This is a genomic window from Pseudomonas sp. KH_021 (assembly GCF_057838865.1).
Genome location: NZ_CM174477.1, coordinates 5,664,919 through 5,688,741, shown reverse-complemented (window position 1 = coordinate 5,688,741; position 23,823 = coordinate 5,664,919). Strand labels below are relative to the sequence as shown.

27 protein-coding genes are annotated in these 23,823 nt (G+C 60.9%); 20 read left to right on the top strand and 7 right to left on the bottom strand.

The window, feature by feature from the left end:
• Positions 1 to 369: 369 nt before the first annotated feature.
• Genes AC3IX4_RS26265 through AC3IX4_RS26255 form a run of 3 tightly spaced genes read left to right on the top strand, consistent with a single transcriptional unit; the run spans position 370 to position 1,788 of the window.
• A complete protein-coding gene (locus tag AC3IX4_RS26265; protein WP_489258215.1) occupies positions 370 to 597 on the top strand; it encodes a type II toxin-antitoxin system Phd/YefM family antitoxin in 228 nt (75 codons plus the stop codon).
• A complete protein-coding gene (locus tag AC3IX4_RS26260) occupies positions 594 to 968 on the top strand; it encodes a type II toxin-antitoxin system VapC family toxin (protein ID WP_489258214.1) in 375 nt (124 codons plus the stop codon). Before AC3IX4_RS26265 ends, AC3IX4_RS26260 begins: the two co-directional genes overlap by 4 nt.
• Before the next feature lie 55 nt (positions 969 to 1,023).
• Positions 1,024 to 1,788, top strand: coding sequence for an SDR family oxidoreductase (locus tag AC3IX4_RS26255; protein WP_489258213.1), 765 nt, complete (start codon positions 1,024 to 1,026; stop codon positions 1,786 to 1,788).
• A 124-nt stretch (positions 1,789 to 1,912) separates the two neighbouring features.
• Here AC3IX4_RS26255 and AC3IX4_RS26250 read toward each other — a convergent pair whose 3' ends face one another.
• The 7 genes from AC3IX4_RS26250 to AC3IX4_RS26220 all read right to left on the bottom strand — a co-directional run bounded on the left by AC3IX4_RS26250 (position 1,913) and on the right by AC3IX4_RS26220 (position 6,925).
• Positions 1,913 to 3,028 (bottom strand): AGE family epimerase/isomerase, encoded by a 1,116-nt coding sequence (locus tag AC3IX4_RS26250; RefSeq protein ID WP_489258212.1) that lies wholly within the window; start codon positions 3,026 to 3,028, stop codon positions 1,913 to 1,915.
• A 163-nt stretch (positions 3,029 to 3,191) separates the two neighbouring features.
• On the bottom strand, positions 3,192 to 3,764 hold the full coding sequence (locus AC3IX4_RS26245; RefSeq protein ID WP_489258211.1) for a HupE/UreJ family protein: 573 nt from the start codon (positions 3,762 to 3,764) through the stop codon (positions 3,192 to 3,194).
• 33 nt (positions 3,765 to 3,797) lie between these two features.
• Positions 3,798 to 4,412: an urease accessory protein UreG gene (ureG, locus tag AC3IX4_RS26240; RefSeq protein ID WP_489258210.1), complete on the bottom strand. Its 615-nt coding sequence runs from the start codon at positions 4,410 to 4,412 to the stop codon at positions 3,798 to 3,800.
• Positions 4,413 to 4,422: 10 nt separating this feature from the next.
• Entirely contained in the window at positions 4,423 to 5,097 is a 675-nt protein-coding gene (locus tag AC3IX4_RS26235; protein ID WP_489258209.1) for an urease accessory protein UreF, read from the bottom strand.
• Entirely contained in the window at positions 5,094 to 5,594 is a 501-nt protein-coding gene (ureE, locus tag AC3IX4_RS26230) for an urease accessory protein UreE (protein ID WP_489258208.1), read from the bottom strand. The genes AC3IX4_RS26235 and ureE overlap by 4 nt, the downstream gene beginning before the upstream one ends.
• Before the next feature lie 165 nt (positions 5,595 to 5,759).
• Positions 5,760 to 6,383: a TetR family transcriptional regulator gene (locus AC3IX4_RS26225; RefSeq protein ID WP_489258207.1), complete on the bottom strand. Its 624-nt coding sequence runs from the start codon at positions 6,381 to 6,383 to the stop codon at positions 5,760 to 5,762.
• A gap of 140 nt (positions 6,384 to 6,523) precedes the next feature.
• Positions 6,524 to 6,925, bottom strand: coding sequence for a phage infection protein (locus tag AC3IX4_RS26220; protein ID WP_489258206.1), 402 nt, complete (start codon positions 6,923 to 6,925; stop codon positions 6,524 to 6,526).
• A gap of 295 nt (positions 6,926 to 7,220) precedes the next feature.
• Between AC3IX4_RS26220 and AC3IX4_RS26215 the strand changes: the two genes are divergently transcribed.
• The 17 genes from AC3IX4_RS26215 to AC3IX4_RS26135 all read left to right on the top strand — a co-directional run bounded on the left by AC3IX4_RS26215 (position 7,221) and on the right by AC3IX4_RS26135 (position 23,823).
• A complete protein-coding gene (locus AC3IX4_RS26215) occupies positions 7,221 to 9,287 on the top strand; it encodes an AsmA family protein (RefSeq protein WP_489258205.1) in 2,067 nt (688 codons plus the stop codon).
• A 1,030-nt stretch (positions 9,288 to 10,317) separates the two neighbouring features.
• Positions 10,318 to 11,154, top strand: coding sequence for an ABC transporter ATP-binding protein (locus tag AC3IX4_RS26210; RefSeq protein ID WP_489261374.1), 837 nt, complete (start codon positions 10,318 to 10,320; stop codon positions 11,152 to 11,154).
• 39 nt (positions 11,155 to 11,193) lie between these two features.
• Positions 11,194 to 12,195: an ABC transporter substrate-binding protein gene (locus tag AC3IX4_RS26205; protein ID WP_489258204.1), complete on the top strand. Its 1,002-nt coding sequence runs from the start codon at positions 11,194 to 11,196 to the stop codon at positions 12,193 to 12,195.
• Positions 12,196 to 12,223: 28 nt separating this feature from the next.
• Positions 12,224 to 13,000: an ABC transporter permease gene (locus AC3IX4_RS26200; protein WP_489258203.1), complete on the top strand. Its 777-nt coding sequence runs from the start codon at positions 12,224 to 12,226 to the stop codon at positions 12,998 to 13,000.
• A complete protein-coding gene (locus AC3IX4_RS26195; RefSeq protein ID WP_489258202.1) occupies positions 12,997 to 13,764 on the top strand; it encodes an SDR family oxidoreductase in 768 nt (255 codons plus the stop codon). Before AC3IX4_RS26200 ends, AC3IX4_RS26195 begins: the two co-directional genes overlap by 4 nt.
• 13 nt (positions 13,765 to 13,777) lie before the next feature.
• Complete coding sequence (locus AC3IX4_RS26190; protein ID WP_258445178.1) at positions 13,778 to 14,317, top strand: cupin domain-containing protein; 540 nt, start codon at positions 13,778 to 13,780, stop codon at positions 14,315 to 14,317.
• 4 nt (positions 14,318 to 14,321) lie between these two features.
• Positions 14,322 to 15,203: an alpha/beta fold hydrolase gene (locus AC3IX4_RS26185; protein WP_489258201.1), complete on the top strand. Its 882-nt coding sequence runs from the start codon at positions 14,322 to 14,324 to the stop codon at positions 15,201 to 15,203.
• A complete protein-coding gene (locus tag AC3IX4_RS26180; protein WP_489258200.1) occupies positions 15,200 to 16,027 on the top strand; it encodes an IclR family transcriptional regulator in 828 nt (275 codons plus the stop codon). The genes AC3IX4_RS26185 and AC3IX4_RS26180 overlap by 4 nt, the downstream gene beginning before the upstream one ends.
• 1 nt (position 16,028) lies before the next feature.
• Complete coding sequence (locus tag AC3IX4_RS26175) at positions 16,029 to 16,826, top strand: SDR family oxidoreductase (RefSeq protein ID WP_489258199.1); 798 nt, start codon at positions 16,029 to 16,031, stop codon at positions 16,824 to 16,826.
• A complete protein-coding gene (locus tag AC3IX4_RS26170; RefSeq protein WP_489258198.1) occupies positions 16,819 to 18,501 on the top strand; it encodes a thiamine pyrophosphate-binding protein in 1,683 nt (560 codons plus the stop codon). Before AC3IX4_RS26175 ends, AC3IX4_RS26170 begins: the two co-directional genes overlap by 8 nt.
• A gap of 10 nt (positions 18,502 to 18,511) precedes the next feature.
• Positions 18,512 to 19,315 (top strand): aspartate dehydrogenase, encoded by an 804-nt coding sequence (locus tag AC3IX4_RS26165; protein WP_489258197.1) that lies wholly within the window; start codon positions 18,512 to 18,514, stop codon positions 19,313 to 19,315.
• A 10-nt stretch (positions 19,316 to 19,325) separates the two neighbouring features.
• Positions 19,326 to 20,807, top strand: a complete 1,482-nt coding sequence (locus tag AC3IX4_RS26160; protein ID WP_489258196.1) for an aldehyde dehydrogenase — start codon at positions 19,326 to 19,328, stop codon at positions 20,805 to 20,807.
• Positions 20,808 to 20,818: 11 nt separating this feature from the next.
• Positions 20,819 to 21,784: a VOC family protein gene (locus tag AC3IX4_RS26155; RefSeq protein ID WP_489258195.1), complete on the top strand. Its 966-nt coding sequence runs from the start codon at positions 20,819 to 20,821 to the stop codon at positions 21,782 to 21,784.
• Between the two features lie 3 nt (positions 21,785 to 21,787).
• Positions 21,788 to 22,105: a hypothetical protein gene (locus tag AC3IX4_RS26150; protein WP_489258194.1), complete on the top strand. Its 318-nt coding sequence runs from the start codon at positions 21,788 to 21,790 to the stop codon at positions 22,103 to 22,105.
• Between the two features lies 1 nt (position 22,106).
• Positions 22,107 to 22,334, top strand: a complete 228-nt coding sequence (locus AC3IX4_RS26145) for a recombinase-like helix-turn-helix domain-containing protein (protein ID WP_489258193.1) — start codon at positions 22,107 to 22,109, stop codon at positions 22,332 to 22,334.
• Between the two features lie 20 nt (positions 22,335 to 22,354).
• Positions 22,355 to 23,389 carry a Rieske 2Fe-2S domain-containing protein gene (locus tag AC3IX4_RS26140; RefSeq protein WP_489258192.1) on the top strand — a complete coding sequence of 345 codons (1,035 nt, stop codon included), beginning with the start codon at positions 22,355 to 22,357 and terminating at the stop codon, positions 23,387 to 23,389.
• Positions 23,386 to 23,823, top strand: coding sequence for a Rid family hydrolase (locus AC3IX4_RS26135; RefSeq protein ID WP_489258191.1), 438 nt, complete (start codon positions 23,386 to 23,388; stop codon positions 23,821 to 23,823). Before AC3IX4_RS26140 ends, AC3IX4_RS26135 begins: the two co-directional genes overlap by 4 nt.

Here is a 23,823-nt window from a genome sequence, read left to right as displayed (position 1 = left end):
GGCGAAATTGCTGGCCTGCGGCCATAGTCGGGTGTTACCGGGTTGCACCAGGTGGTTCGCAGCGGCATGCAGCGAACACAAACGTCAAGGAAAATCATCCTTCCGATTCTCCACAGCCCTTGTGGATAAAGGCCTGTGGGCTTTTCAAGTTGCCCACGGATTTTGTGGAGCCGCTTGTGGATAAGGTGAGCACAACCACGGGCGCGCCAGCAACGGCAAGGGTGTCAGCGTGCTGTATGTTTTTTGTACAGTTTCACTGACGTTGCTTGCGGAAAAATCGTTTTGCTCAGGATAGCGGGGAAGTGCTGTTTACTTAGTCCATGCTGAGGACTAATCTTGGCGCATCACCAATCATTGGGAGCAAAGCACATGCAAACCCACAACATCCATGCGGCGAAGACGCACTTTTCGCAACTGGTCGATGCTGCTGCTGGCGGGGAAACAATCATCATCGCTAAAGCAGGCATTCCAGTAGCCATGCTAGTCCCTATCATTGCCCCTAAGCGGCGCGGGATGCTAACCGGTGTGACATTCAATGCAGAGGCTTCGGACGCCCTAGATGATGAAATAGCGGACCTGTTTGAGGGTAAGGCATGAGGCTATTGCTCGACACTCACCTCCTGATATGGGCAGCAACCGACGACGTCAAACTATCCAAGGCCGCGGCCCAGCTCATCGACGATAAGGCCAATACTTTGTATTTCAGCGCGGCCAGCATATGGGAGCTGACCATAAAAGGAGCCGAACGCACCGGCGTTATGCCTGCTGTGCTGCGCAAGGTGCTTCTAGATGCGGGCTACCTTGAGTTATCGATTACGTCTGATCACGCGCTGACTGTAGGTTCCCTGCCGAACCATCACCGCGATCCGTTTGACCGCATCATGGTGGCCCAAGCGCTCGCAGAGGGTATCAGCCTAGTGACACACGACAGCGCCATGCACGCATACCCGCACACCATTATCGTTTGACCCCACAAGCGATGCTTCAGAACTTGCCACCTGCCGCCATTTTTAGGAGAACACGATGACTTCCTCTGTATTCATTACCGGGGCCACCTCGGGGTTTGGCGAAGCCTGTGCCCGACGCTTTGCAGAGGCCGGCTGGTCACTGGTGCTGACGGGCCGTCGCGAGGAGCGCCTCAATGCGTTGTGCGCCGAGTTATCCAAGCAGACCAAGGTCCTTGGCCTGGTGCTCGATGTGCGCGATCGCAAGGCCATGGAAGCGGCCATCGAAGGCTTGCCGCCGGAATTCAACACGCTGCGCGGTCTGATCAACAACGCAGGGCTGGCCCTGGGCACCGACCCTGCGCCCACGTGTGATCTGGACGACTGGGACACCATGGTCGACACCAACGTCAAAGGCCTGATGTACAGCACCCGCTTGCTGCTGTCGCGCCTGATTGCCCACGGCAAGGGCGCCAGCATCGTTAACGTCGGCTCGGCGGCCGGTCTCTATTCCTACCCTGGCAGCCACGTCTACGGTGGTACCAAGGCCTTCGTCAGGCAGTTCTCCCAGAACTTGCGCTGTGACTTGCAAGGTACGGGCGTGCGTGTGTCCAACATCGAGCCTGGGATGTGCGAAAGCGAGTTTTCGTTGGTGCGCTTCGGGGGTGACAAGGCGCGTTATGACGCCACTTACGCCGGTGTCGACCCTATCCAGCCGCAGGAAATTGCCGACACCATTTTCTGGGTCATGAACCAGCCAGCGCATATCAACATCAACAGCCTGGAGTTGATGCCTGTCACCCAGACTCTGGCCGGTTTTGCGATTGAGCGTCACAAGGGCTGATTGAGCAAAAAACCTGTAGGAGCGGCGGGGGCGCCTAGCCTTTAGCCGCGATGAACGCACCGTGGTGCATCAGGCAAACCGTGGTGCTTTCATCGCGGCTAAAGGCTAGGCGCCCCCGCCGCTCCTACAAGCCAGCCAACGCAGTCTGCAACCCGATATAGCAGGTCGCCAGGTGATAGGGCGTGGTCGAAGGCATGTCATGCCGGCTGACCGCGCCATTGGCATCACGGCATTCATACCAGCCGCCTGCGTGCAGGAAGTTTGCCTGCAAGGCTTGCAGCTGCGCCAGTACGGCCGCTTCGCTATCGGGGCGCAAGGTCAGGGCGCGCAGGTACTCGGCCTTGGCCCAGATACGCTGGGTGGCGTCGCGCACGTCACCTTTAGTGTCCAGCATCGCCAATACTGCCCCCTCGCGCACACCTTGCGCCTCGGCATAGCCGAAGGCGCGCTCCAGTGAGCGATGCAGCGCGCTGCCGTTGAGCAGGTTCGATGACGCCAGCAGATAGAACCACTCGAACTGATGGCCCGGTTCAAACCAGTTATCCATAGCCCCGCGGGGTTTCTCCAGCATCACCCCGTGGGTGGGCTCGATAAAGTGCTTCTGCATGGCGTCGGTAAGTGCCACCAATGCCTGTTCGACCGCTTTATCGTCACGTACTTCAAGGGTCGCCAGGAAGGCTTCGGCCAGGTGCATCAATGGGTTTTGCAGAGGGCCGCTGCCGAGCGGGGACCAGTCTTCAGCGAGACTTGCCTCATAGAGCCCGTCGCCTGTGGAAAACTGCTCGCTGACCACCTTCAGCGCGGCATTGAGGGTCGATTCCACCAGCGGATCACGGACCCGAGCCCAGTAATGGGCGCAGGCGAAGATGATGAAAGCGTGAGTGTAGAGATCCTTGCGTCGGTCCAGCGGCTGGCCGCTGGAGTCGATGCTGTAGAACCAGCCACCGTGCTCGGCGTCGTGAAAGTGCCGTTGCAGGGAGCGGAACAACGCGCCAGCACGCTCAGCGGCGCCGGGCTCATCCATGCGGCTGGAAAACAGAAACAGTTGTCGGGCGCAGGCCATGGCTCGGTAGCGCTGTGGCGGTAGCGGCTGGTGCCCGGCATCCAGGGCCTCGAAGGGCAGGGCCAATTCGGCATTCCATCCCGGCCCCTGCCAGAGCGGCACTATCGTCTGGGCGAAGTGCTGTTGCACCTTGGCGAAGGCGTCGGACAGGTGAGTGTGCAGGGATAGGTCGGGCATTGGCTGATGTCGTCACAGGGTTTGGGCGACATGGTAGCAGGGCGCACAGCTGTGGATAAGCCCGGTAGGAGCCAGCCTTGGCTGCGATGGCCGCGCCGCCATACCCTGGCAGACCGCGTCATCTTCATCGCGAGTAAACTCGGCTCCTACAGGGGGTGGCGTGTTATCCGGCCAGCAGCCAGGCGCCGGTGATGGCAGAGGCAGCGCCGGCGATACGCACCAGTGGCGCAGCCGCCTGCGGCAGCACGCGAACCACGACGAAGCCCGCGGCATGCAGTGCGGCGGTGGCCGCTACGAAACCGAAGGCATAGGCCCACGGGCTCGACATCTCAGGCAGTTCCAGGCCATGGGCCACGCCATGGAACAGCGCAAACAGTGCGGTCGCGACCACCGCCAAAGCCAGTGGCGGACGCACAGCCAGCGCAACGGCCAGGCCCAGGGCCAGCACCGACGCGGCAATGCCGCTTTCCATTGCCGGCAATTCCAAGCCGGTAAAGCCCAGCAGGCCACCCAGCAGCATGGTGCCGACAAAGGTGCAAGGCAGCGCCCAACGTGCAGCGCCTTGCTGTTGAGCGGCCCACAAGCCTACTGCGACCATTGCCAGCAAGTGATCCAGGCCACCAATTGGGTGGCTGATACCCGCGATCAGGCCGTTATCGCCATGGCCAGGGTGCGCAAACGCAAGCCCGGGAGCGAGCAGCAGGGGCAATAGGCACAGTAGTTTTTTCAGTGACATTATTCAGCTTCCTTCTAGTGACTAAGGTGAGTTTCAGGCTTCGGTCAGCAGACCCTGGCGTTCGATAAAGGCAATGATTTCTTCAAGGCCTTGGCCGGTTTTCTGATTGCTGAACACAAAAGGCTTTTCACCGCGCATGCGGCGAGTATCGCTGTCCATCATTTCCAGCGATGCGCCTACCAGTGGCGCCAGGTCGATCTTGTTGATCACCAACAGATCCGACTTGCAGATTCCCGGGCCGCCCTTGCGTGGCAGCTTGTCGCCGGCCGACACGTCGATCACATAGATGGTCAGGTCCGACAGCTCCGGGCTGAACGTGGCCGAGAGGTTGTCGCCACCCGATTCCACCAGGATCATGTCCAGGCCTGGGAAGCGGCGGTTGAGTTGATCGACCGCTTCCAGATTGATCGAGGCGTCTTCGCGGATCGCGGTGTGTGGGCAACCACCGGTTTCCACACCCATGATGCGTTCCGGTGCCAAGGCTTGGTTGCGAACCAGGAAGTCGGCGTCTTCACGGGTATAGATATCGTTGGTGACCACTGCCAGGTTGTAGCGGTCGCGCAGGGCCAGGCACAGCGCCAGGGTCAGGGCTGTCTTGCCGGAGCCGACCGGGCCGCCGATACCGACACGCAGGGGTTGTGTATTCATCGTGATTCTCCTAAGAACGAAACAGACGGCTGTACTGGCGCTCATGGGCCATGCTCGCCAGCGACAGGCCGAATGCGGCACTGCCAATGTGTTGCGGATCAAGGTCGGTCGCGATCTGCCTGGCCTCTTGCAGCAAGGGCAGCAGTTCGCTGGTCAGGCGTTGGGCGGCTTGCTGGCCCAACGGCAGGGTTTTCATCAATACCGCCAGTTGGTTTTCCAGCCAGCTCCAGAGCCAGGCGGCCAGCGCATCTTGTGGGCTGATCTGCCAGGCACGTGCGGCCAATGCCCAGCCGAGCGCCAGGTGCGGCTCGTCAATGGCGGCGATAAAGCGACGGGCGTCGTCGTCCAGTTCCGGCAAGCCTTCCAGCAACTGCTTGAGGGAATAGCCCATTTGTCGGCTTTCCAAATGCAATTCGCGGGTTTCGCGGCTGGCGCGATGCTGGTTGCATTGCTTCTGAAGCTCTGCCCAGTCTTCGTTTTGGGCGGCCACGCAGTGGGCCAGTAACATCGGCGCTTCGAAGCGGGCGAGGTTGAGCAGCAATTGGTCGCTGATCCAGCGCCGAGCGCTGGCCGGGTCGGACACGACGGCCGTCTCGACGGCCATTTCCAAACCTTGTGAGTAGCTGTAGCCGCCAATGGGCAATTGCGGGCTGGCAAGGCGCAGTAGAGCCCAGGCTGGGCTCACAGCCGTACGCCGAATTGATGCAGCTTCGGGGCGTAATTGAAGTCTTCTTCACCGGCCCGGGAATGATGATGGCCGCCGCCATAAGCACCATGCTCGGGCTGAAACGGCGCTTCCAGTGCTTCGGTATGGGCGCCCAGTTGTTCGAGCATGGCCTTGAGCACATAGTCATCGAGCAAGCGCAGCCAGCCGTCGCCTACTTGCAGGGCGACATGGCGATTGCCCAGGTGATAGGCAGCGCGGGTCAGTTCGAAGGCACTGGAGCAGGTAACGTGCAGGAGTTGTTCTGGGCGGGCGCACACCTTCACCACGCGGCCATCCTCGGCCTGCAGGCATTCGCCATCGTGCAGCGGCGATTGGCCGCGTTCCAAAAACAACCCGACGTCTTCGCCGTCAGCGCTAAAACAGCGCAGGCGACTCTTGCTACGGGCTTCAAAGGTCAGGTGCAGTTCGGCCGACCAGTTAGAGGTTGGTGCGATTCGTTTGTGGATAACCAGCATGACTAAAATTTCCAGCGATTAGCGTTAGCTTGTGTAGAGCAAGTGTCTTGCCAATGACATATTCTGTAGGAAATTGCCTACAGAAGCTCGCGACATTTCGTAGTCTAGACGGGAAATTTGGATTCAATCGTTGGAAGGCTGTGTCTCAATCACACAGCCATTGCGTTAGTTGATGCCTTGCCAATGACGAGCACCGACGAAGATAAACCGCAGTTGCTGGGTAATCTTGGCCTGGGGCGTCAAGTGAGGGGGAAGGGGGGCGCAAGGAGGGTCGATCAGCTCGGGCAGGGTGGCAAAGACCGTTTTAACCACAAGGTCTGCTATGACCGATAACGCGGCGCTGTCCAGGTGTTGCCACTTGGGCATCAGCCCAAGGTCGGCCGCCAGATCCGAAGCGATGCCTTCACGCAATTCCTTGATCGCCAGGCGCACTGGCAAAGAGCCCCCGTACTGCTCACGGGCCAGAAACAGAAACTGGCTGCGATGGGCGGCCACCACATCCAGAAAGATTCGCACCGAGGCATCGGTAATACCGCCGAGGACCACTTCGTTGTGGCGCACCAGGCGTATGGTTTCGCGAAAGGTTTCGCCGACCTCACTCACCAGGGCCAGGCCCAGGGTGTCCATATCGCTGAAATGGCGATAAAAACCCGTGGGGACAATACCGGCAGCCTTGGCCACCTCGCGCAAACTCAGACTGCCGAAGCCACGGCCGCTGTCCATCAGCTGACGGGCAGATTCGAGCAAGGCATGGCGGGTCTGCTGTTTTTGTTCGGCGCGGGGGAGCATGGTGGGCAAGTTTCAGTTAGAACAGCTGTGCACTCTAGCAAATCGACTTTCAAGCGCAAAACGGGGAACCGTAGTCGTTACCCAAAAACAAAGCCCGGTTGCGGGAACCGGGCTTTTTCCAAGGACCGCATGGCCCTGGCTCAAACGCTGGTTTGCTGGTGCAGACGGTCGGCACCGCCCTCGGCAATGGTGTTGCTGCGTTCGATCAAGCGATCAGAGCCGCCTTCGGCCACATCGTTGCGCTGCAGGGTGCGATCCGAACCGCCTTCGGCAATGGTGTTGCTGCGTTCGATCAAGCGATCAGAGCCGCCTTCGGCCACATCGTTGCGGTGCAGAGTGCGATCAGAACCGCCTTCGGCGATGGTGTTGCTGCGCTCGATCAGGCGATCGGAGCCACCTTCGGCAAGGCTGCCAACCGGCTGGCTGATCACGGTGGCGCTGGATTTGGCTTCGGCAGAAGTTCCCTGGTCGGCGGCCGGAATGGCAAAGGCGTTGGCGGCCAGGACAGAAAGGGTAAGGCTGAGCAGTAATTGGCGTTTCATGAGAGTGCGCTCCTTGGAGGGCTGAAATGTGTCTACGGAGCCAATGCTACTCTCGAGAATTAGATATAAAAGTTCATAAAGGTAATGGTAACAATCAACGGAATTGATATGTTGCCGCAGCCCTTGTGAGCCGTGGCTTCCAGCCGATTGGCGCGAGGCTGTTGCAGCCGGTCGCTGGCCTGTCGACCGGCGAAATATTCGATTCGGTGCGAGGGTTTTTAAACCTGTGGGGCTTTGCAAAGTCCTAAGAAGATACTCAGCGCCGCTGCAAGGCTGTCATCGGGAGAATCGTGCAATGACGCGCACTTCAAAAATCATGGCCTGGGTCCTTTCCAGCCTGCTGTCGATCCTGCTTATCGTGGGCATCATCATCGCCACCTTTGACTGGAACCGGCTCAAGCCCACGATCAATGAAAAAGTTTCCGAGGCGTTGCACCGACCGTTCTCCATCAATGGCAACCTTGATGTGCTGTGGCGTCGCGAGCCTGATCAGGGCGGCTGGCGGGCCTGGCTGCCATGGCCACATTTCGTCGCCGAAGACATCACCCTGGGCAACCCGGATTGGTCCAAAACCCCGCAGATGGCCGGCCTCAAGCGCATCGAGTTTCGCCTTTCGCCTTTGCCATTGGTGGTCCAGCGCATTGTCGTCCCCCGTATCGACCTCACTGAACCCAGCGGCGAGTTGCAGCGCCTGGCCGATGGCCGGGCCAACTGGGTGTTCGACTTCGGGCCCAAGGATGAAAGCGCCGGGCCATCGGCTTGGGTGCTGGATATCGGCGCCATTGGTTTTGACAAAGGCCATGTGATCTTTGATGACCAGACGCTCAAGACCCGTGTGGACGTGGTGATTGACCCATTGGGCAAGCCGATCCCGTTCAGCGATATCGTTGGCAGTGGCGCGGCGCCAAAAACCAGCACCCAGGGTGCCAACCCGCAAGACTATGCCTTCGCCCTCAAGGTCACGGGCCGCTACAAAGGCCAGGCGCTGGCAGGCGAGGGCAAGATTGGCGGATTGTTGGCGCTGCAGGATGCCAGCCAGCCGTTCCCGCTGCAGGCGGACGTGCGCGTGGGTGACACGCGTGTCGCCGTCGCTGGCACCCTCACCGACCCACGCAACCTGGGCGCATTGGACCTGCGCCTGCGGCTCTCGGGCACCAGTCTTGGCAATCTCTACCCATTGACGGGCATTACCCTGCCGGATTCGCCGGCCTACAGCACCGATGGTCACTTGCTGGCAAAATTGCATGAGCCAGAAGGCGCAACGTTCCGCTATCAAGACTTCAACGGCAAGATCGGTGACAGTGACATTCACGGCAACCTGGCCTTCGTCGCCAGTCAACCGCGGCCCAAATTGACGGGGGCGCTGGTGTCCAACCAACTGTTGTTCTCCGACTTGGCGCCGCTGATCGGGGCGGACTCCAATGCCGAGCAGAAAGCCCGGGGCGGTGAAAGTAAACAACCGGCTGACAAGGTGTTGCCGGTCGAAGAGTTTCGCACTGAACGCTGGCGAACCATGGACGCAGACGTGGAGTTCACCGGCAAGCGTATCGTGCGCAGCAAGGACTTGCCCTTCACCGACCTGTACACCCACCTGATCCTTGAAGACGGCCTGCTGCGCCTGGAACCGCTGCGGTTTGGCGTCGCTGGCGGAAAGCTCGATGCCCAGATCCGCCTGCAAGGGCAAAGCACACCGCTGCAAGGACGAGCACGCTGGAGTGCGCGCAACTTCAAACTCAAGCAGTTGTTTCCCACCTTTGAACCGATGAAGACCAGTTTCGGAGAGCTCAATGGTGATGCGGATATCAGTGGGCGTGGCAATTCAGTAGCGGCGCTGCTGGGGACGGCCAATGGCGAGTTGAAAATGCTCATTAACGATGGCGCGATCAGTCGCGGCCTGATGGAAATCGCCGGGCTCAATGTGGGTAACTATGTGGTCGGCAAGCTGTTTGGTGACAAGGAAGTGAAAATCAACTGCGCCGCCACTCACTTCGGTATCAAGGACGGCCTGGCGACTTCGCAGGTGTTTGTCTTCGATACCGAGAACGCGATCATTTACATCGATGGCACGGCCAACTTCGCCACGGAAAAACTCGACCTGAAGATCATCCCCGAATCCAAGGGTATTCGCTTGCTGTCGCTGCGCTCGCCCTTGTATGTACGTGGCACCTTCAAGAAGCCAAGCGCAGGCGTGCAGGCCGTGCCGCTGATGCTGCGCGGCGCGGGCATGGTGGCCTTGGGCGTCGTGGCGGGACCTGCGGCGGGCTTGTTGGCGCTGGTGGCGCCCAGTGGTGGTGAACCGAACCAATGCAGGCCTCTGCTGGAGCAGATGAAAGCGGGCAAGACGCCGAAGACGGCGGGCTGAGGATAACTTTTTTACCCCCAATTACTGTGGGCCTGGCTGTGGATAAGGTGTAGAGCAAAGGCTGCAGGCCACGGCCTGCATGGTTTTATCTGGTTGTGGTTAATTTTTGTACAGCTGTGGATTGGCAAGGTTGCCCACAATTGCTGTGGGCCTGCCTGTGGATAACATGTATATCAACAGCGCCAGGCACCGGCGGGCTGGGGCCTGAAGGGTGTTGGCTAAATTTTGTACAGACGATGGTCAAACCGCGGTATATCAGGCAGACCGCGGTGTGACCATCGCGAGCAAGCTCTGCTCCTACCGACCGTTGTAGGAGCCAGCCTTGGCTGCGATGGCCGCACCGAGGTAGGGGTCATGCCGAGATAAGGCAAAAATTAGGACATTCGGCATCTTAGCCTTTGATTTTAAAATCATCTGCCGACGAAACTTTCCCGACCCTCCGCTAGGCCACGATTCGACGACTATGCCGAGGCGTTAATTTGTCTTTGGGGGGCATGCTAATGGCCTCAGTCGAGCGGACTGCCTACCCGGGGTCGCGCCGAGAGTTAGCCGCAGCACTTATTGCCGCCAACGGTCATGCGGTTGAGTACGTCGGCAGGCGATGGTGGTGGCTGGTCGTGCGATCCGCTAGGGCTGGGTGGTGCTGAACTTGTCGCAGTTCTTGTCCCTGGAGGTACGGAAGGTGGCCACCATGCAGGTCCAGCGGAGCCCCAACCGCCTTCTTATATAAAGAAAAGCCTTGTTTTACACATAAAACAAAGTGGCACTTTGACCTCAATTTTCCGTTACCTAAAAAACACTGCTCCTTCGCCATTGCGCAGGTTGCGCGCGAAGAATGTGTAAATATGTGTCACAGGAGAATCGATGTTTCATATATAAAACACAGCTAAACAGTTAGCTATGCGTAACCAATTAATAAATAAGGGTTTTTTATTTAATCAGCATATTTTAACAATTGGCATTGTTCATGCAGTAAACGGCGTATCACCTACAAAACAGACCAGAGACCTTCCCAATGGCTGTGAAAGAGATGTACGCAATCGCCCCACAATGGAATACACCTGCGCTCAAGGAAGATCTCGAGCCGACAGAAATTGAATTCCGTCATGTCGGCAAATGCTTCCCGGCCAAGGGGAAGTCAGAAGCGCCCTTCGCCATCCGTGACGTAAACTTCAAGATTCGCCGCGGCGAAGTGGTATCGATCATCGGCCCGTCCGGCTGCGGCAAAAGCACCATCCTGAACATGGGTTCGGGCCTCTATCGCCCCAGCGAAGGCGAAGTCTTCGTCGGTGGCGAAGCCGTCACCGGCCCCGTGCGCAAAGTGGCGTTCATGCTGCAGAAAGACCTGCTGATGCCATGGCGCAGTATTCGTCGCAACATCGAACTGGGCCTGGAGATCCAGGGCATGCCTGCCGCCCAGCGCCAGCCGATCGCCGAAGATCTGCTCAAGCGTTGCCATCTGCAAGGCTTTGCCGACCACTACCCCTTCCAGTTGTCGGGCGGCATGCGTCAGCGCGCAGCCCTGGCCCGCACCCTGGCCATCGACCCGCAAGTACTGTTCCTCGACGAGCCGTTCTCGGCCCTAGATGCCCAGACCAAGATGATCCTGCAGCAGGACATGGCACGGATGCTCTTTGAAGAGAAGAAAACCGCGCTGTTCATCACTCACGATCTGGTCGAGGCGATTGCAATGTCCGATCGCCTGCTGGTCATGAGCGCCCGCCCCGGCACCATCATCGAAGAAATAACCGTTGACCTGCCGTTCCGGGAGAACCCCCTGGAACGTCGCAAGCTGCCGGAAATCGGTCCTCTGGCCGGTCGCCTGATGGAACTGCTGAAAGTCGGCGAAGACACCGAACTGCATTGATCAACGCCTCACGGCTCATCAACGGATTCAGGAGTACGCATGTTCAATACTCTCTTTCAACGATTCGGTCAGGCCTCGGTGGTCGCCCTCGGCCTGAGCCTGGCACTCAATGCTCAGGCGCAGCCGACCAACGTGACCTACTTGCTACCTGCGCCACCGAACTCCCCGGCCTTCGCCCCCTGGATCATCGCCAAGGAAAAGGGCTACTACGCCAACAAGGACCTGAACCTGGAGTTCATCGCTGCCAAGGGCGGTGTCGATGTGGCCAAGCAGGTCGGTGCCGGTAACGCCATGCTCGGCGGCGCCCTCGGCGACACCCCGATCGTGGTGCGTGCCAATGGCATTCCGGTGCGCGCAGTTGCCGTACTAGGTGCTGGTGGCGTGACCATGGTCGCAACCAATGCCGCCGAGAATATCAACTCGATCAGCGACCTCAAGGGCAAGACCATGACCGTGATGTCCTACTCGGACACCACCTACTACGCGTTGCTTGCCTCGCTGCGCAAGGCCGGCCTGAGCAAGACCGATGTCAACGTCCAGGCTGCCGGCCCTGCGGGTGTCTGGCAGCTGTTCTCGGCAAACAAGGCCCAGGCCATGGCCGGCGTACCGGATTGGGTCGTCAACGCCGAAGAAGCCGGGCTGCAGATCAAGCTGATTCCCCAGGAGCAGATCTTCGAAAGCATGGCCCAGGCAATCATCGCCTCGGACGATGCCATCAAGAACCACCCGGAAGTAATTCGCGGCGTGGTCCAGGCCACGTTGCAGGGCATGCACGACATTATCCAGGACCCGCATGCCGCTGCCGTGACCTTTGCCAAGGCAATTCCGGCCTATGCCGGCAAGGAAGCCTCGCTGGAAAAGACCTTCAAGCTTTACGTGGAACACGTCTACGCCAACCAGAGTGTGCTGGGCCGTATTGATCCGGCGCGCCTGGACAAGGTCCGCAAGTTCTATGTGAGCGAAGGCATCGTCGCCAAGGAGCCTGCGCTGGACGAGCTCTATACCAACCAATTCATCGAAACCACGACGGCCGCTCAATAGTCGCGGGTAACAACAAGGTACTGACACGATGAAAAGCCTGAATAACTCCATGCTCGGCAGCATAGCCCTGCTGATCCTGTTCCTGGTGCTCTGGCAATGGGGCCCCGGCCTGCTCGGCATGCCCGAGTTTGTCATGCCGCAACTGACCCGCGTCGCCGAAGAAAGCGTGGTGATGTGGCACTCGAGCGGACTGCTCCAGCACACCCTGATCACCGCCTTTGAAATCATCGTCGGCTTTGGTCTGGGCGCATTGCTGGGTGTGGTCATCGGCGTGTCGCTGGGCCTTTCGCCCTCGGCCGAAGCCATTCTCTCGCCTTACATCCTGGCACTGCAGATCGCACCGAAGGTCGCCTTCGCCCCGCTGTTCGTGATGTGGCTGGGCTACACCATCTACCCGAAGATCCTGATCGCCATCCTGATCGTGTTCTTCCCGGTGATGATCAACGTGCTCTCGGCCATCCGCACGGTGGACCCGGACATGATCAACCTGGTGCGCACCATGAACGCCAGCCGCTGGCAGATCTTCCGCCTGGTGGAACTTCCTTCGGCCATGGCCGCACTGTTCTCCGGCCTGCGTATCGCTTCGACCCTCGCCGTCATCGGCGTCACCGTCGGCGAGTTGGTCGGCGGTAACCAGGGCCTGGGTTTCCTGCTGGTCGACTCTGAAGGTCAAGGCAATACCGCCGGGGTCTTTGTCGCCATCGTCATGCTCACCTTGATCGGTGTGTTGGCCTACGGCGCGGTGGTCTGGGCGGAAAAACGCGTCCTGCACTACATGCCCAAAGCCATGCTGAGTACCCAATGATGAGCCACTCCAATCGTCTCCTCGAAGGCCGTCGCGTGCTGGTGACCGGTGGTGCCCGCGGCCTGGGTTATGCGTTCGCCCAAGCCCTTGGCCAGGCCGGTGCCCGAGTGGTGATCGCCGACATACTGAACGAGCGTGTACAAACGGCTGCCGCCGAATTGGCCGCACAAGGCCTGGATGTCAGTGGTGTCGCCCTGGACCTGGGCAACCCCGACGCCATCAACGCCTGCGCTGCCGAAGCAGTCGAGCGCCTGGGCGGGCTCGACGGGCTGGTCAACAACGCTTCGATCACCAACTCCGGCGGCAAGACCTGCGAAGAGTTGGACGTCGACACTTGGGACCAGGTCATGCAAGTCAACGTGCGTGGCACATGGCTGATGACCCGGGCTTGCCTGCCGGCCTTGCGCGCCAGCGGCAAGGGCGCAGTCGTCAACCTGGCGTCGGACACACCACTGTGGGGTGCGCCGAACCTGCTGGCCTACGTCGCCAGCAAGGGCGCGATCATCGCCATGACTCGCAGCCTGGCCCGCGAACTGGGCAGCGACAACATTACGGTCAATGCGATCGCACCAGGCCTGGTCCTGGTCGAGGCGACCGCCTACGTACCCGAGGCGCGTCATCGTCTGTACACCGAACAACGGGCGCTCCAACGCCCGCAACTTCCCGAGGACGTCAGCGGAGCGGTGATATTCGCCCTCTCTGACCTGGCCCGATTCATCACTGGACAAACCTTGCCGGTCAACGGCGGGTTCGTCATGCCTTGATCTGGAGACAGCCATGACTGATCTATCTGCACAACAAGACACCCCAAAAAGCTGGGAACGGCCCGCCGGCAGCAGCCTCGAAGGCTGGATGCAAACCCGCATCGCCCGTTATGAAACCCGCAAGTACGACTGGAACGCGCTGAAGTTCCAGGCCGACTACGACCCGAAATTCCGCCGCGCGCAAATGCGCTACATCGGCACCGGCGGTACCGGCGTGAGCACCGACATGAACACCATTCCGTCGGAGAACTTCACCTTTTCGACCATGGTCATTCCTGCCGGCCACGAAGGCCCGCCGCACCTGCACACCGACGTCGAAGAAGTGTTCTTCGTCCTGCGCGGCAAGCTCAAGGTGATCATCGAAAAGGATGGCGAGCGTTTTGAAACCATCCTCACCGACCGTGACGTGATTTCCGTGCCGCCGGGCGTTTACCGCGAAGAGATCAACATCGGCGATGAAGATGCGCTGATGTGCGTAATGCTCGGTGCCAAAAAGCCTGTGACCCCGACCTACCCGCCAGAGCACCCACTGGCTTCGATCAAGCGCGGATAAGCCCATGCAGACTGCCAACCTCAACCACGATTGCACGCCTACAGCCAGGCTGGAGGCACTGCTCGACAGTCAATTCGCCCAGCGTGAACTGATGGTGAGCGACGGTCGCCAGGCTTTCCGTGAAGCCGGAACTGGCCCGGCCATCGTGCTGTTGCATGGGATCGGCTCAGGCGCGGCGTCCTGGTTGCAGGTGGCATTGGAGCTGAAACAAGGCGCCCGGGTCATTGCCTGGGACGCCCCTGGCTACGGTGCCTCCACACCTTTGGCCGAGACCGCACCGGTGGCGATGGATTACGCCGGTCGTCTTCTGCAAATGCTCGACGCACTGAACATCCAGACCTGTGTGCTGGTCGGTCATTCGCTCGGCGCCTTGACCGCCGCTGCGTTCGCCAACAGCCAGCCACACCGGGTCAGCCGCCTGGTGCTGATCAGCCCGGCGCGCGGCTATGGCGACCCGGCTCGGGAGATCCAGCGCCAGCAGGTTCGCAACAAGCGTTTGCAGGCGCTGGAGCAGTTGGGCATCGAAACGATGGCCCGCGAGCGCAGTGTTCACATGCTCAGCCCCCTCGCTGGCAGCAGCGCCCTGGCGTGGGTGCAGTGGAACATGTCGCGACTCAATCATTCCGGCTATCGCCAGGCCATCGAACTGCTCTGCGGTGATGATCTGATGCGCCATGCACCGCTGCCTGCGCCTTGCGAGGTGCACTGCGGCGAAGCAGACACAATCACCCCCGCCGAAGCCTGCCATGCCCTGGCCAAATCATTGACTGCAAGCTTCAGCCTGATTCCCGATGCCGGGCACGCCAGCCCCATCGAACAACCCATCGTAGTGGCTGGGCGCCTGGCCCACGCCCTCGAAGAATCCCTGACAGGTAGCGCGCTATGAATGACTCGGATCTGTTGAAAGACGCTCAGGATAAATACATCGTGCCGGGCCTTGAGCGAGGCCTGTTGCTGCTGTGTGAATTCAGCCGGCAAAACCGCACGCTGACCGCCCCTGAACTGGCGCGGCGCCTGGAACTGCCGCGCTCGACAATTTTCCGCTTGCTGACCACCCTGGAAACCATGGGTTTTGTCACCCGCAGCGGCAATGAATACCGGCTGGGCATGTCTGTGCTGCGCCTGGGCTTCGAATACCTCGCCTCGCTGGAATTGACCGAGCTGGGCCAACCCTTGTTGGCGCGTCTGTGCGATCGCCTCAACTACCCGAGCAACCTGGTGATACGCGATGGCCGCTCGATCGTCTACGTGGCCAAGGTCTCGCCGCCTTCGGTTTTTTCCAGCGCCGTCAGTGTCGGCACTCGCCTGCCCGCCCACGCCACCGTACTGGGCAGGATCCTGCTCGAAGACCTGAGCCTCGCGGAACTGCGCGAGCTGTACCCCGAAGAACACCTGGAACAACACTCGCCATGCACGCCGAAAACCGTGCTCGAACTGTTCGACCTGGTGCAGGGCGACCGTCAACGCGGCTTCGTCAGCGGTGAAGGATTTTTCGAGTCGGCCATCTCCACCGTAGCGGCGCCGGTGCGCGATCACACCAGCCGGATCGTCGCCGCACTGGGCGTGACCATCCCCACCGTGCAGATCGGCCATGTGAACTTCGAAGAGCTGCTCTCGCAAGTGCGCCGCAGCGCCGACGAATTGTCGCGCCTGCTCAACTACACCCCCAACGTCGGCCACAACCGCGTCACTGCGTTGATGAGGGATTGAGATGAACTTCTATCAACTTCAGGGCAGCACCGCCATCGTCACCGGCGGTTCTTCCGGGATCGGCCTGGCCTGTGTCGAGTTGCTGCTCGAGGCGGGTGCCGCCGTGGCATTCTGCGGTCGTGACAATGATCGCCTGCGCAGCGCCGAAGCACGCCTGCGCGAGCGCTTTCCGCAGGCACGCTTGCTGGCCCAGGTTTGCGATGTGCTCGACCAGGCCTCCGTCGAGGCTTTCGCCCAGGCCAGCCTAAACACGTTCGGCCCGGCCCGCGTCTTGATCAATAACGCCGGTCAAGGTCGCGTCTCGACCTTCACCGACACCACCGACGCAGCCTGGACCGAAGAACTCCAACTGAAGTTCTTCTCGGTGATCTACCCGGTTCGTGCCTTCATGGCGCAACTGCAAAGCCAGCCGGGCGCGGCCATCGTCTGCGTCAACTCGCTACTGGCCAGCCAGCCGGAGCCGCACATGGTCGCCACGTCGGCCGCCCGCGCCGGGCTCAAGAACCTGGTGCACTCGATGGCCACCGAGTTTGCTGCCAACGATATCCGGGTCAACGGCATTCTCATCGGCCTGGTCGAATCCGGCCAATGGCGCCGGCGCTTCGAGGCCCGCGAAGAGCGCGACCTCGACTGGTCGCAATGGACCGCACAGCTGGCGCAACGCAAACACATTCCCCTGGGTCGCCTGGGCCTGCCGGTTGAAGCGGCTCGCGCAATCCTGTTTCTGGCTTCGCCTCTGTCGGCTTACACCACAGGCAGCCATATCGATGTTTCTGGAGGCCTGTCCCGTCATGCGTAACGAAAACACTGTCACCGTTGGCGCAGCCATTACTGCGTTTCTCGAACAATGTGAGGTCAAGGCAGCCTTTGGCGTGATCTCCATTCACAACATGCCGATTCTCGACGCCTTCGCCGTGCGCGGCAATATTCGCTTCGTCATGGCCCGCGGCGAAGCCGGTGCCACCAACATGGCCGATGCCTACGCCCGCACCACCGGTGGCCTGGGCGTGTGCCTGACCTCCACCGGTACGGCCGCTGGTAACGCCGCCGGTGCCATGGTCGAAGCATTGACCGCCGGTACGCCGCTGCTGCACATCACCGGCCAGATCGAAACACCTTATCTGGATCAGGACTTCGCTTACATTCACGAAGCCCGCGATCAGCTGACCATGCTCAAGGCCGTGTCTAAGGCAGCATTCCGCGTGCGCAGCGTGGAAACCGCGCTGAGCACCATGAAGCTCGCAGTGCAAACGGCACTGACGGCACCGACAGGGCCAGTGAGCGTGGAAATTCCAATCGACATCCAGTCCACCTTCATCCCTATGCCAACCGACCTGTCGCCGCTGCCGGTGCCTGTGGCGGTGCCGGCACCCGATGCGCTCGACCTGGTCGCTGAACGCCTGGTCGGGGCCAAGCGCCCATTACTGTGGCTCGGTGGCGGTGCACGGCATGCAGGCCCTCAGGTCAAGCGACTGCTGGACATGGGTGTAGGCGTGATTACCTCGACCCAAGGCCGTGGCGTGGTCAATGAAGACGATGAGCGCTGCCTCGGCGCGTTTTCGCAGAACAAGCTGGTCGAAGGCTTCCTGCAAACCTGCGATGCGCTGGTCGTTGCCGGCTCGCGCCTGCGCAGTAACGAGACCTTCAAATATGCCCTGAAGCTGCCGCGTACTACCTTGCGCATCGATGCCAACCCAGCGATTGAAGGCCGCAGTTATTCCAGCGAGCTGTTCATCTGCGGTGACGCTGCCCTGGCCCTTGAGGGGCTGGCCGACCGTCTTGAAGGCCGCCTGCAAACCGCCCCGAATTTCCTCGCCGAACTGAAGGATGTTCGCGAAAAGTCCCGCAAGCAATTGATCGCCGATCTTGGCCCTTACTCGGCAATGGTCGAGCAGATGCAGGCGCTCACCGGTCGCGACTTCTCCTGGGTCCGCGACGTGACGCTGTCCAACAGCATCTGGGGCAACCGCCTGCTCAATCTTTACCACCCGCGGTCCGGAGTCCATGCATTGGGCGGCGGTATCGGCCAAGGCCTGGCAATGGGCATCGGTGCCGCAGTGGCCGCCGCTGAAACTGCGCCGCAGCGCAAGGTGTTCGCCCTCGCTGGCGATGGTGGCTTCATCCTCAACCTGGGTGAGCTGGCGACCCTGGTCCAGGAAAAGGCCAACGTCGTGATCCTGCTGATGAACGACCAACGCTATGGCGTGATCCGCAACATCCAGGATGCCATCTACGGTGCCCGGCATGCTTATGTAGAGCTGCATACACCGGACTACAAGCAGCTGGCCGAGTCCATGGGCCTGCGTCACGGCCTGGTAAGCGACCTGAAGGATTTCGGTCGCGTGCTCGATGGCGCCTTGAGCGAGTCGGGGCCGTTCTTGCTGGAAGTCGACATGCTCAGCGTCGGTAGCTTTGCTACCCAGTTCGCCGGCCCGCCCAACAGCGAAACCAAAGCTCAGAAAGCCACTGCCTGAGGACTGTGCCATGTTGCATATCACCATGATCGGCTGCGGTGCCATTGGCGTCGGCGTTCTCGAACTGCTGGAGAAAGACCCACAGCTTTGCGTTGACCACGTCATCGCTTCGGCCGGGTCCGAGGACCTGGTTCGTCAGCGCCTGTCCAGCTTCAGGCAGCCCCCCCAGGTGCTAACCGCGTTGCCGGCCGATGCCCGTCCCGACCTGTTGGTCGAATGCGCCGGCCACCGCGCCATCGAAGAGCATGTGTTGCCCGCACTGGAGCGTGGCATCGCCTGCCTGATCGTTTCGGTCGGTGCGCTTTCGGAGGTCGGCCTGGTCGAGCGGCTGGAAGCGGCGGCCGCGCGCGGCAACACCCACATCGAACTGCTGCCCGGCGCCATCGGTGGTATCGATGCGCTGTCGGCTGCCAAGGTCGGCGGTCTCGACGCGGTGAACTACATCGGACGCAAGCCGGCACGCGCCTGGAAGAACACCCCGGGCGAACTGGTCTGCGATCTGGACGCCATCACCGAAGCCACGGTGATTTTCCAGGGCAGCGCCCGTGAAGCCGCACGTCTGTATCCGAAAAACGCCAACGTCGCCGCGACCCTGTCACTGGCCGGCCTGGGCCTGGACCGTACCCAGGTCACGCTGATCGCCGACCCGTTGAGCGACGAGAACGTTCACCAATTCGAGGCCCGTGGCGCGTTCGGTGGCTTTGAATTGAGCTTGCGCGGCAAACCGCTGCAGGCCAACCCGAAAACCTCGGCCCTGACCGTCTACAGCGTGGTCCGAGCCTTGGGCAACCACGCTCACGCCATTTCAATCTAGGGGCAAGCCGATGAATCTCGAACAGACTTTACCCCTGTGCATTGCCGGCACCTGGCGGCTGGGCCGTGGCGAGCGTTACGCCACACGCTACCCCGCCAGCGGCGAACCGGTGGCCTGGCTCAACGCCGCCAGCCTCGAAGATGTCGAAGACGCCGTGCAAGGTGCCCATCAGGCTTTCCTGCACAGCGGCTGGGCACAGCGCAAACCGCATGAGCGGGCCAGCGTCCTGTATCGCATTGCCGAGTTGATCCGCGAGCGCAGCGAAGAGTTGGCGCAACTGCAACGCCAGGACAACGGCAAACCGATTGGCGAAACCCGTGCGCTGGTTGCCAGCGCCGCCGGCACCTTCCAGTTCTTTGCCGCAGCCTGCGAAACACTGGAAGAAACCATCACCCCCTCGCGCGGTGATTTCGTGACCATGAGCGTCTACGAACCCATGGGTGTGGTTGCGGCCATCACGCCGTGGAACTCGCCTATCGCCAGCGAAGCGCAGAAAGTGGCACCGGCTCTGGCGGCAGGCAACGCGGTAGTGATCAAGCCTGCGGAAATCACCCCGCTGATGGCCCTGCAACTGGCCCGGATCTGCGAAGACGCCGGCCTGCCGCGTGGCCTGCTCAGCGTATTGCCGGGCAAAGGCTCGGTACTGGGCGATGCCCTGACCCAACACCCGCTGATCAAGCGCGTGTCGTTCACCGGTGGCACCAAAACCGGCAAGCACATCGCCCACATTGCCGCCGACAAGATGATGCCGGTGTCGCTGGAGCTGGGCGGCAAATCGCCGACCATCGTGTTGGACGACGCCGACCTGGATCATGCCGTAGCCGGCGTGCTCTACGGCATCTTCAGCTCCTCCGGCGAAGCCTGCATTGCCGGTTCGCGGCTGTTTGTCGCCCGCGCACTGTACGAGCCCTTCATGGAACGGCTGGTCGCCGGCGCCGCGCAACTGCGTCTGGGCGATCCGGCCGACGAGCACACCCAGATGGGTCCGCTGATCAGTGCCGGCCATCGCGAGTCGGTGGAGCGCTACGTTGCGCTTGGTCTCGCGGAAGGTGGTCGCCTGCGTCTGGGTGGTCAACGTCCGACCGGTGGCATTTTCGACCAGGGCTACTTCTACCCTCCGACCATTATCGAAGGCCTGAGCAACCACCAGCAAACCTGCCAGGAAGAAATCTTCGGGCCTGTGCTGGTGGCCATGCCCTTCGACGACGAAGCCGAACTGATCGAACAGGCCAATGACAGCCTGTACGCCCTCGCCGCAGGGATCTGGAGCCGTGATTACAAGCGCGCCTGGGCCCTGGGCCGGAAGATCCAGGCGGGCACGGTCTGGATCAATACCTATAAGCAATTCTCGATCTCCACCCCTTTCGGTGGCTGGCGCGACAGCGGCCTGGGTCGCGAAAAAGGCCGCTTGGGCATCGTGCAATACATGGAACAGAAAAGCCTCTACTGGGGCATGAATGAACAACCACTGGCCTGGGCCAGTGGGCACTGAGAGGTTACGCCATGAGCGTTTTAGGCATTGATGAAGTCACCTACGGCGTAGAAGACCTGGACACCTGTGCCCGCTTCTTCAGCGACTGGGGCTTGAACAAAGTCAGCGAACAAGCCGACGAGGTCATCTTTGAAACCCTCAACGGTTGCCGCGTTGTGCTAGCCGACCTGAACAAGCCTGGCCTGCCAGCAGCCATCGAGCCAGGCTCGACAGTGCGCGAGGTGGTCTGGGGGGTCGAAAACGAAGCTGACTTGAAACTCTACCGCGAACGAATCGCCAACGACCCCGGCTTCGTTGAGGTCGATGGCCGCATTGGCTGTATCGAACCCAACGGCCTGTCGATTCGCTTGCAAGTCACGCGCAAGCGCGCGCTGGACATAGAATGCAGCGGCCATAACACCTGGCAGACCAAGGGCCGTATCAACAAGCCGGCCCCGGTCTACGAACGCGCCACGCCGATCGAAGTCGGCCATGTGGTGTTCTTCGTCAAGGATGTGAACGCCTGTGAGGCCTTCTATCACGAGCGCTTCGGCTTCCAGGCCTCGGACCGTTACCCGGATCGCGGTGCCTTCCTGCGCACCGCCGAAGAAGGCGGCCACCACGATCTGTTCATGCTGCAACTGCCCGCACCACGGGCCGGCCTCAACCACGTCGCCTTCACCGTACGTGATGTGCATGAGGTGTTCGGCGGTGGCATGCACGTTTCCCGTTGCGGCTGGGCCACGGAGATCGGGCCGGGGCGCCATCCGGTGTCTTCGGCGTTCTTCTGGTACTTCAAGAATCCGGCCGGCGGGCTGGTCGAGTACTACGCCGACGAAGACCAACTGACCGGCGAGTGGCAACCCCGCGAATTCGAACCGGGCCCGACGGTGTTTGCCGAGTGGGCGATTGCCGGCGGCATCGATGGCAATACCCGTCGCCAGCAGAACGTCGACGCGCCGCAAGGCAAGTTCCTCACTGACAAACCCAAGAATTAGGCCATGAGCGAATCGATGCTGCTGACGGTCGTGCTCAAGCATGATCAGTCGAAGAACCTGGAGGATATCCAGGGCCACATGAAAAAAATGGGCTGGTGGGAGAGCTTTCCACCGCAAGGCGTCGAGGTGGTGTCCTGGACCGTGGCCATGGGCCTGGGCCAGATCGTCACCCTGCGCCTGCCGCCGAGCCTGCTGGCCAAGGTCAATGTTGAACTGGAGCGCTCCGCCTGGGGCGTTTTCCGCACCGAATGCTACCCGACTTACGACTTTGTCCCGGTCCGCGAAATGATCCGCGAACGGGTCCGCAATGGAGGTCAATGACATGAACACTACCGAGCGTTATCTGGAACCGCATCAGGCCCGCAAGCGGCCCAACACCCAGTTCGAAGAGTTGCTCGGCGACTCAATCGAGCGTGCCTTCGGCAGTGGCATCACCGAGTTGCCCGCGTTGCTCGCACACCTGAATCTGGCGGGCCCGCCCTGCCCGCTGACCACCGGAGAGTGGACCGAAGATTCCTACAAAACCCTGATGGCTCGGCTGGGCGAATGACCCGCCGGAGGTAGAAGAATATGAATACGCAAGTCACCATCGACCCCGTTGAGAACCACCTTGCCAATGGTCTGAAGAACCTCTGGTTCCCAGTCCTGCCTTCGGATCTGCTCAGCGACAAACCGGTCTCGATCCGCCGCCTGGGTTACAAAATCGCCCTGTGGCGCGACAACGACGGCAGTGTCCACGCCCTTGAAGACCACTGCCCGCACCGCGGCGCACCGCTGTCCCAGGGGCCGGTACTGGGCGACCGCCTGCAATGCCCTTATCACGGCGTGGAAGTGCGCTACGACGGCACCGTGACCAAGGTTCCCGGCAGCCCGGGCTGCAAGCTCGAAGGCAGCCGTCCGACCCGTATGTTCCATACCCGTGAGGCCGCAGGCGCCATCTTCCTGTTCAACGCCGCCGACCCACACCTGGACAACCCGCCAGAGCTGGTGCTGCCAGAGCAGTTGACTTCGCCCGAGTGGAGCAGCTTCGTCTGCTACACCGAGTGGAAAGGCGACTACCGCTATGTGCTCGACAACGTCATGGACCCGATGCACGGCACCTACCTGCACAAGATGTCGCATTCCATGAGCGAGGGCGAAGCCACCGCCAAGTTCGTCACCCGTGACACCGACAACGGCTTCTTCTTCGAGAAGGAAGGCCAGCGCGGCGTGAACTTCGACTGGACCGAGTTCCTCGACAACGGTTGCCATTGGCTGCGCCTGGAGATCCCTTATCCGAAAACCGGTGGCCCTGGCGGCAACTTCACCATCATCGGCAGCTACACCCCCAGCAGCCGCTCATTGTCAGCGGTGTTCCACTGGCGTTGCCGCCCATTGACCGGCTGGCAGCGCGATACCTGGCGCTTCCTCTACAAGAACCGCCTGGAAGCGCGTCACTGGGCAGTGCTGGAACAGGACCGGGTAATGCTCGAGTTCATGGAACCAGATGCCAACCAGCGTGAAAACCTTTACCAGCATGACCTGGGTGTGGTGCGCCTGCGCCGTTACCTCAAAGGCAAGGCAAAGGAACAGCTGGAACTGATCGACGCGAAGCAGCTTTCATGAACACCGTCGTGCAGCGAATCAAGGCACCTATCTTGACCGAGCTGGCGACGGCCAGCTGGTCGAATGCATTGCTGATCGGTAACGAAGTGGTGATGTCCGGCATGACCGGGCATCCCGCCACTCGCCAAGCCGCTGAAGCGGGTGCGCCGCTGGACGCCTATGCTCAGACGCTCGTGGTGCTGAACAAGGCCCGGGCACTGGTCGAATCTGCCGGCGGGCACATCGGCAACATCTACCGGCTCACGGTGTATGTCACCAACATTGCCGACAAGGATGAAGTGGGTCGCGCGCGTCGCGACTTCTTCGAAGGTTTCGCTATTTACCCTACCTCCACCCTGGTCGAAGTGAACGCGCTGGTGTTCCCTGAACTGATGGTGGAAATCGAAGCCAGCGCCCGGCTCGATCTTGACTTGCGCACTGCGCAGACGAGGTAA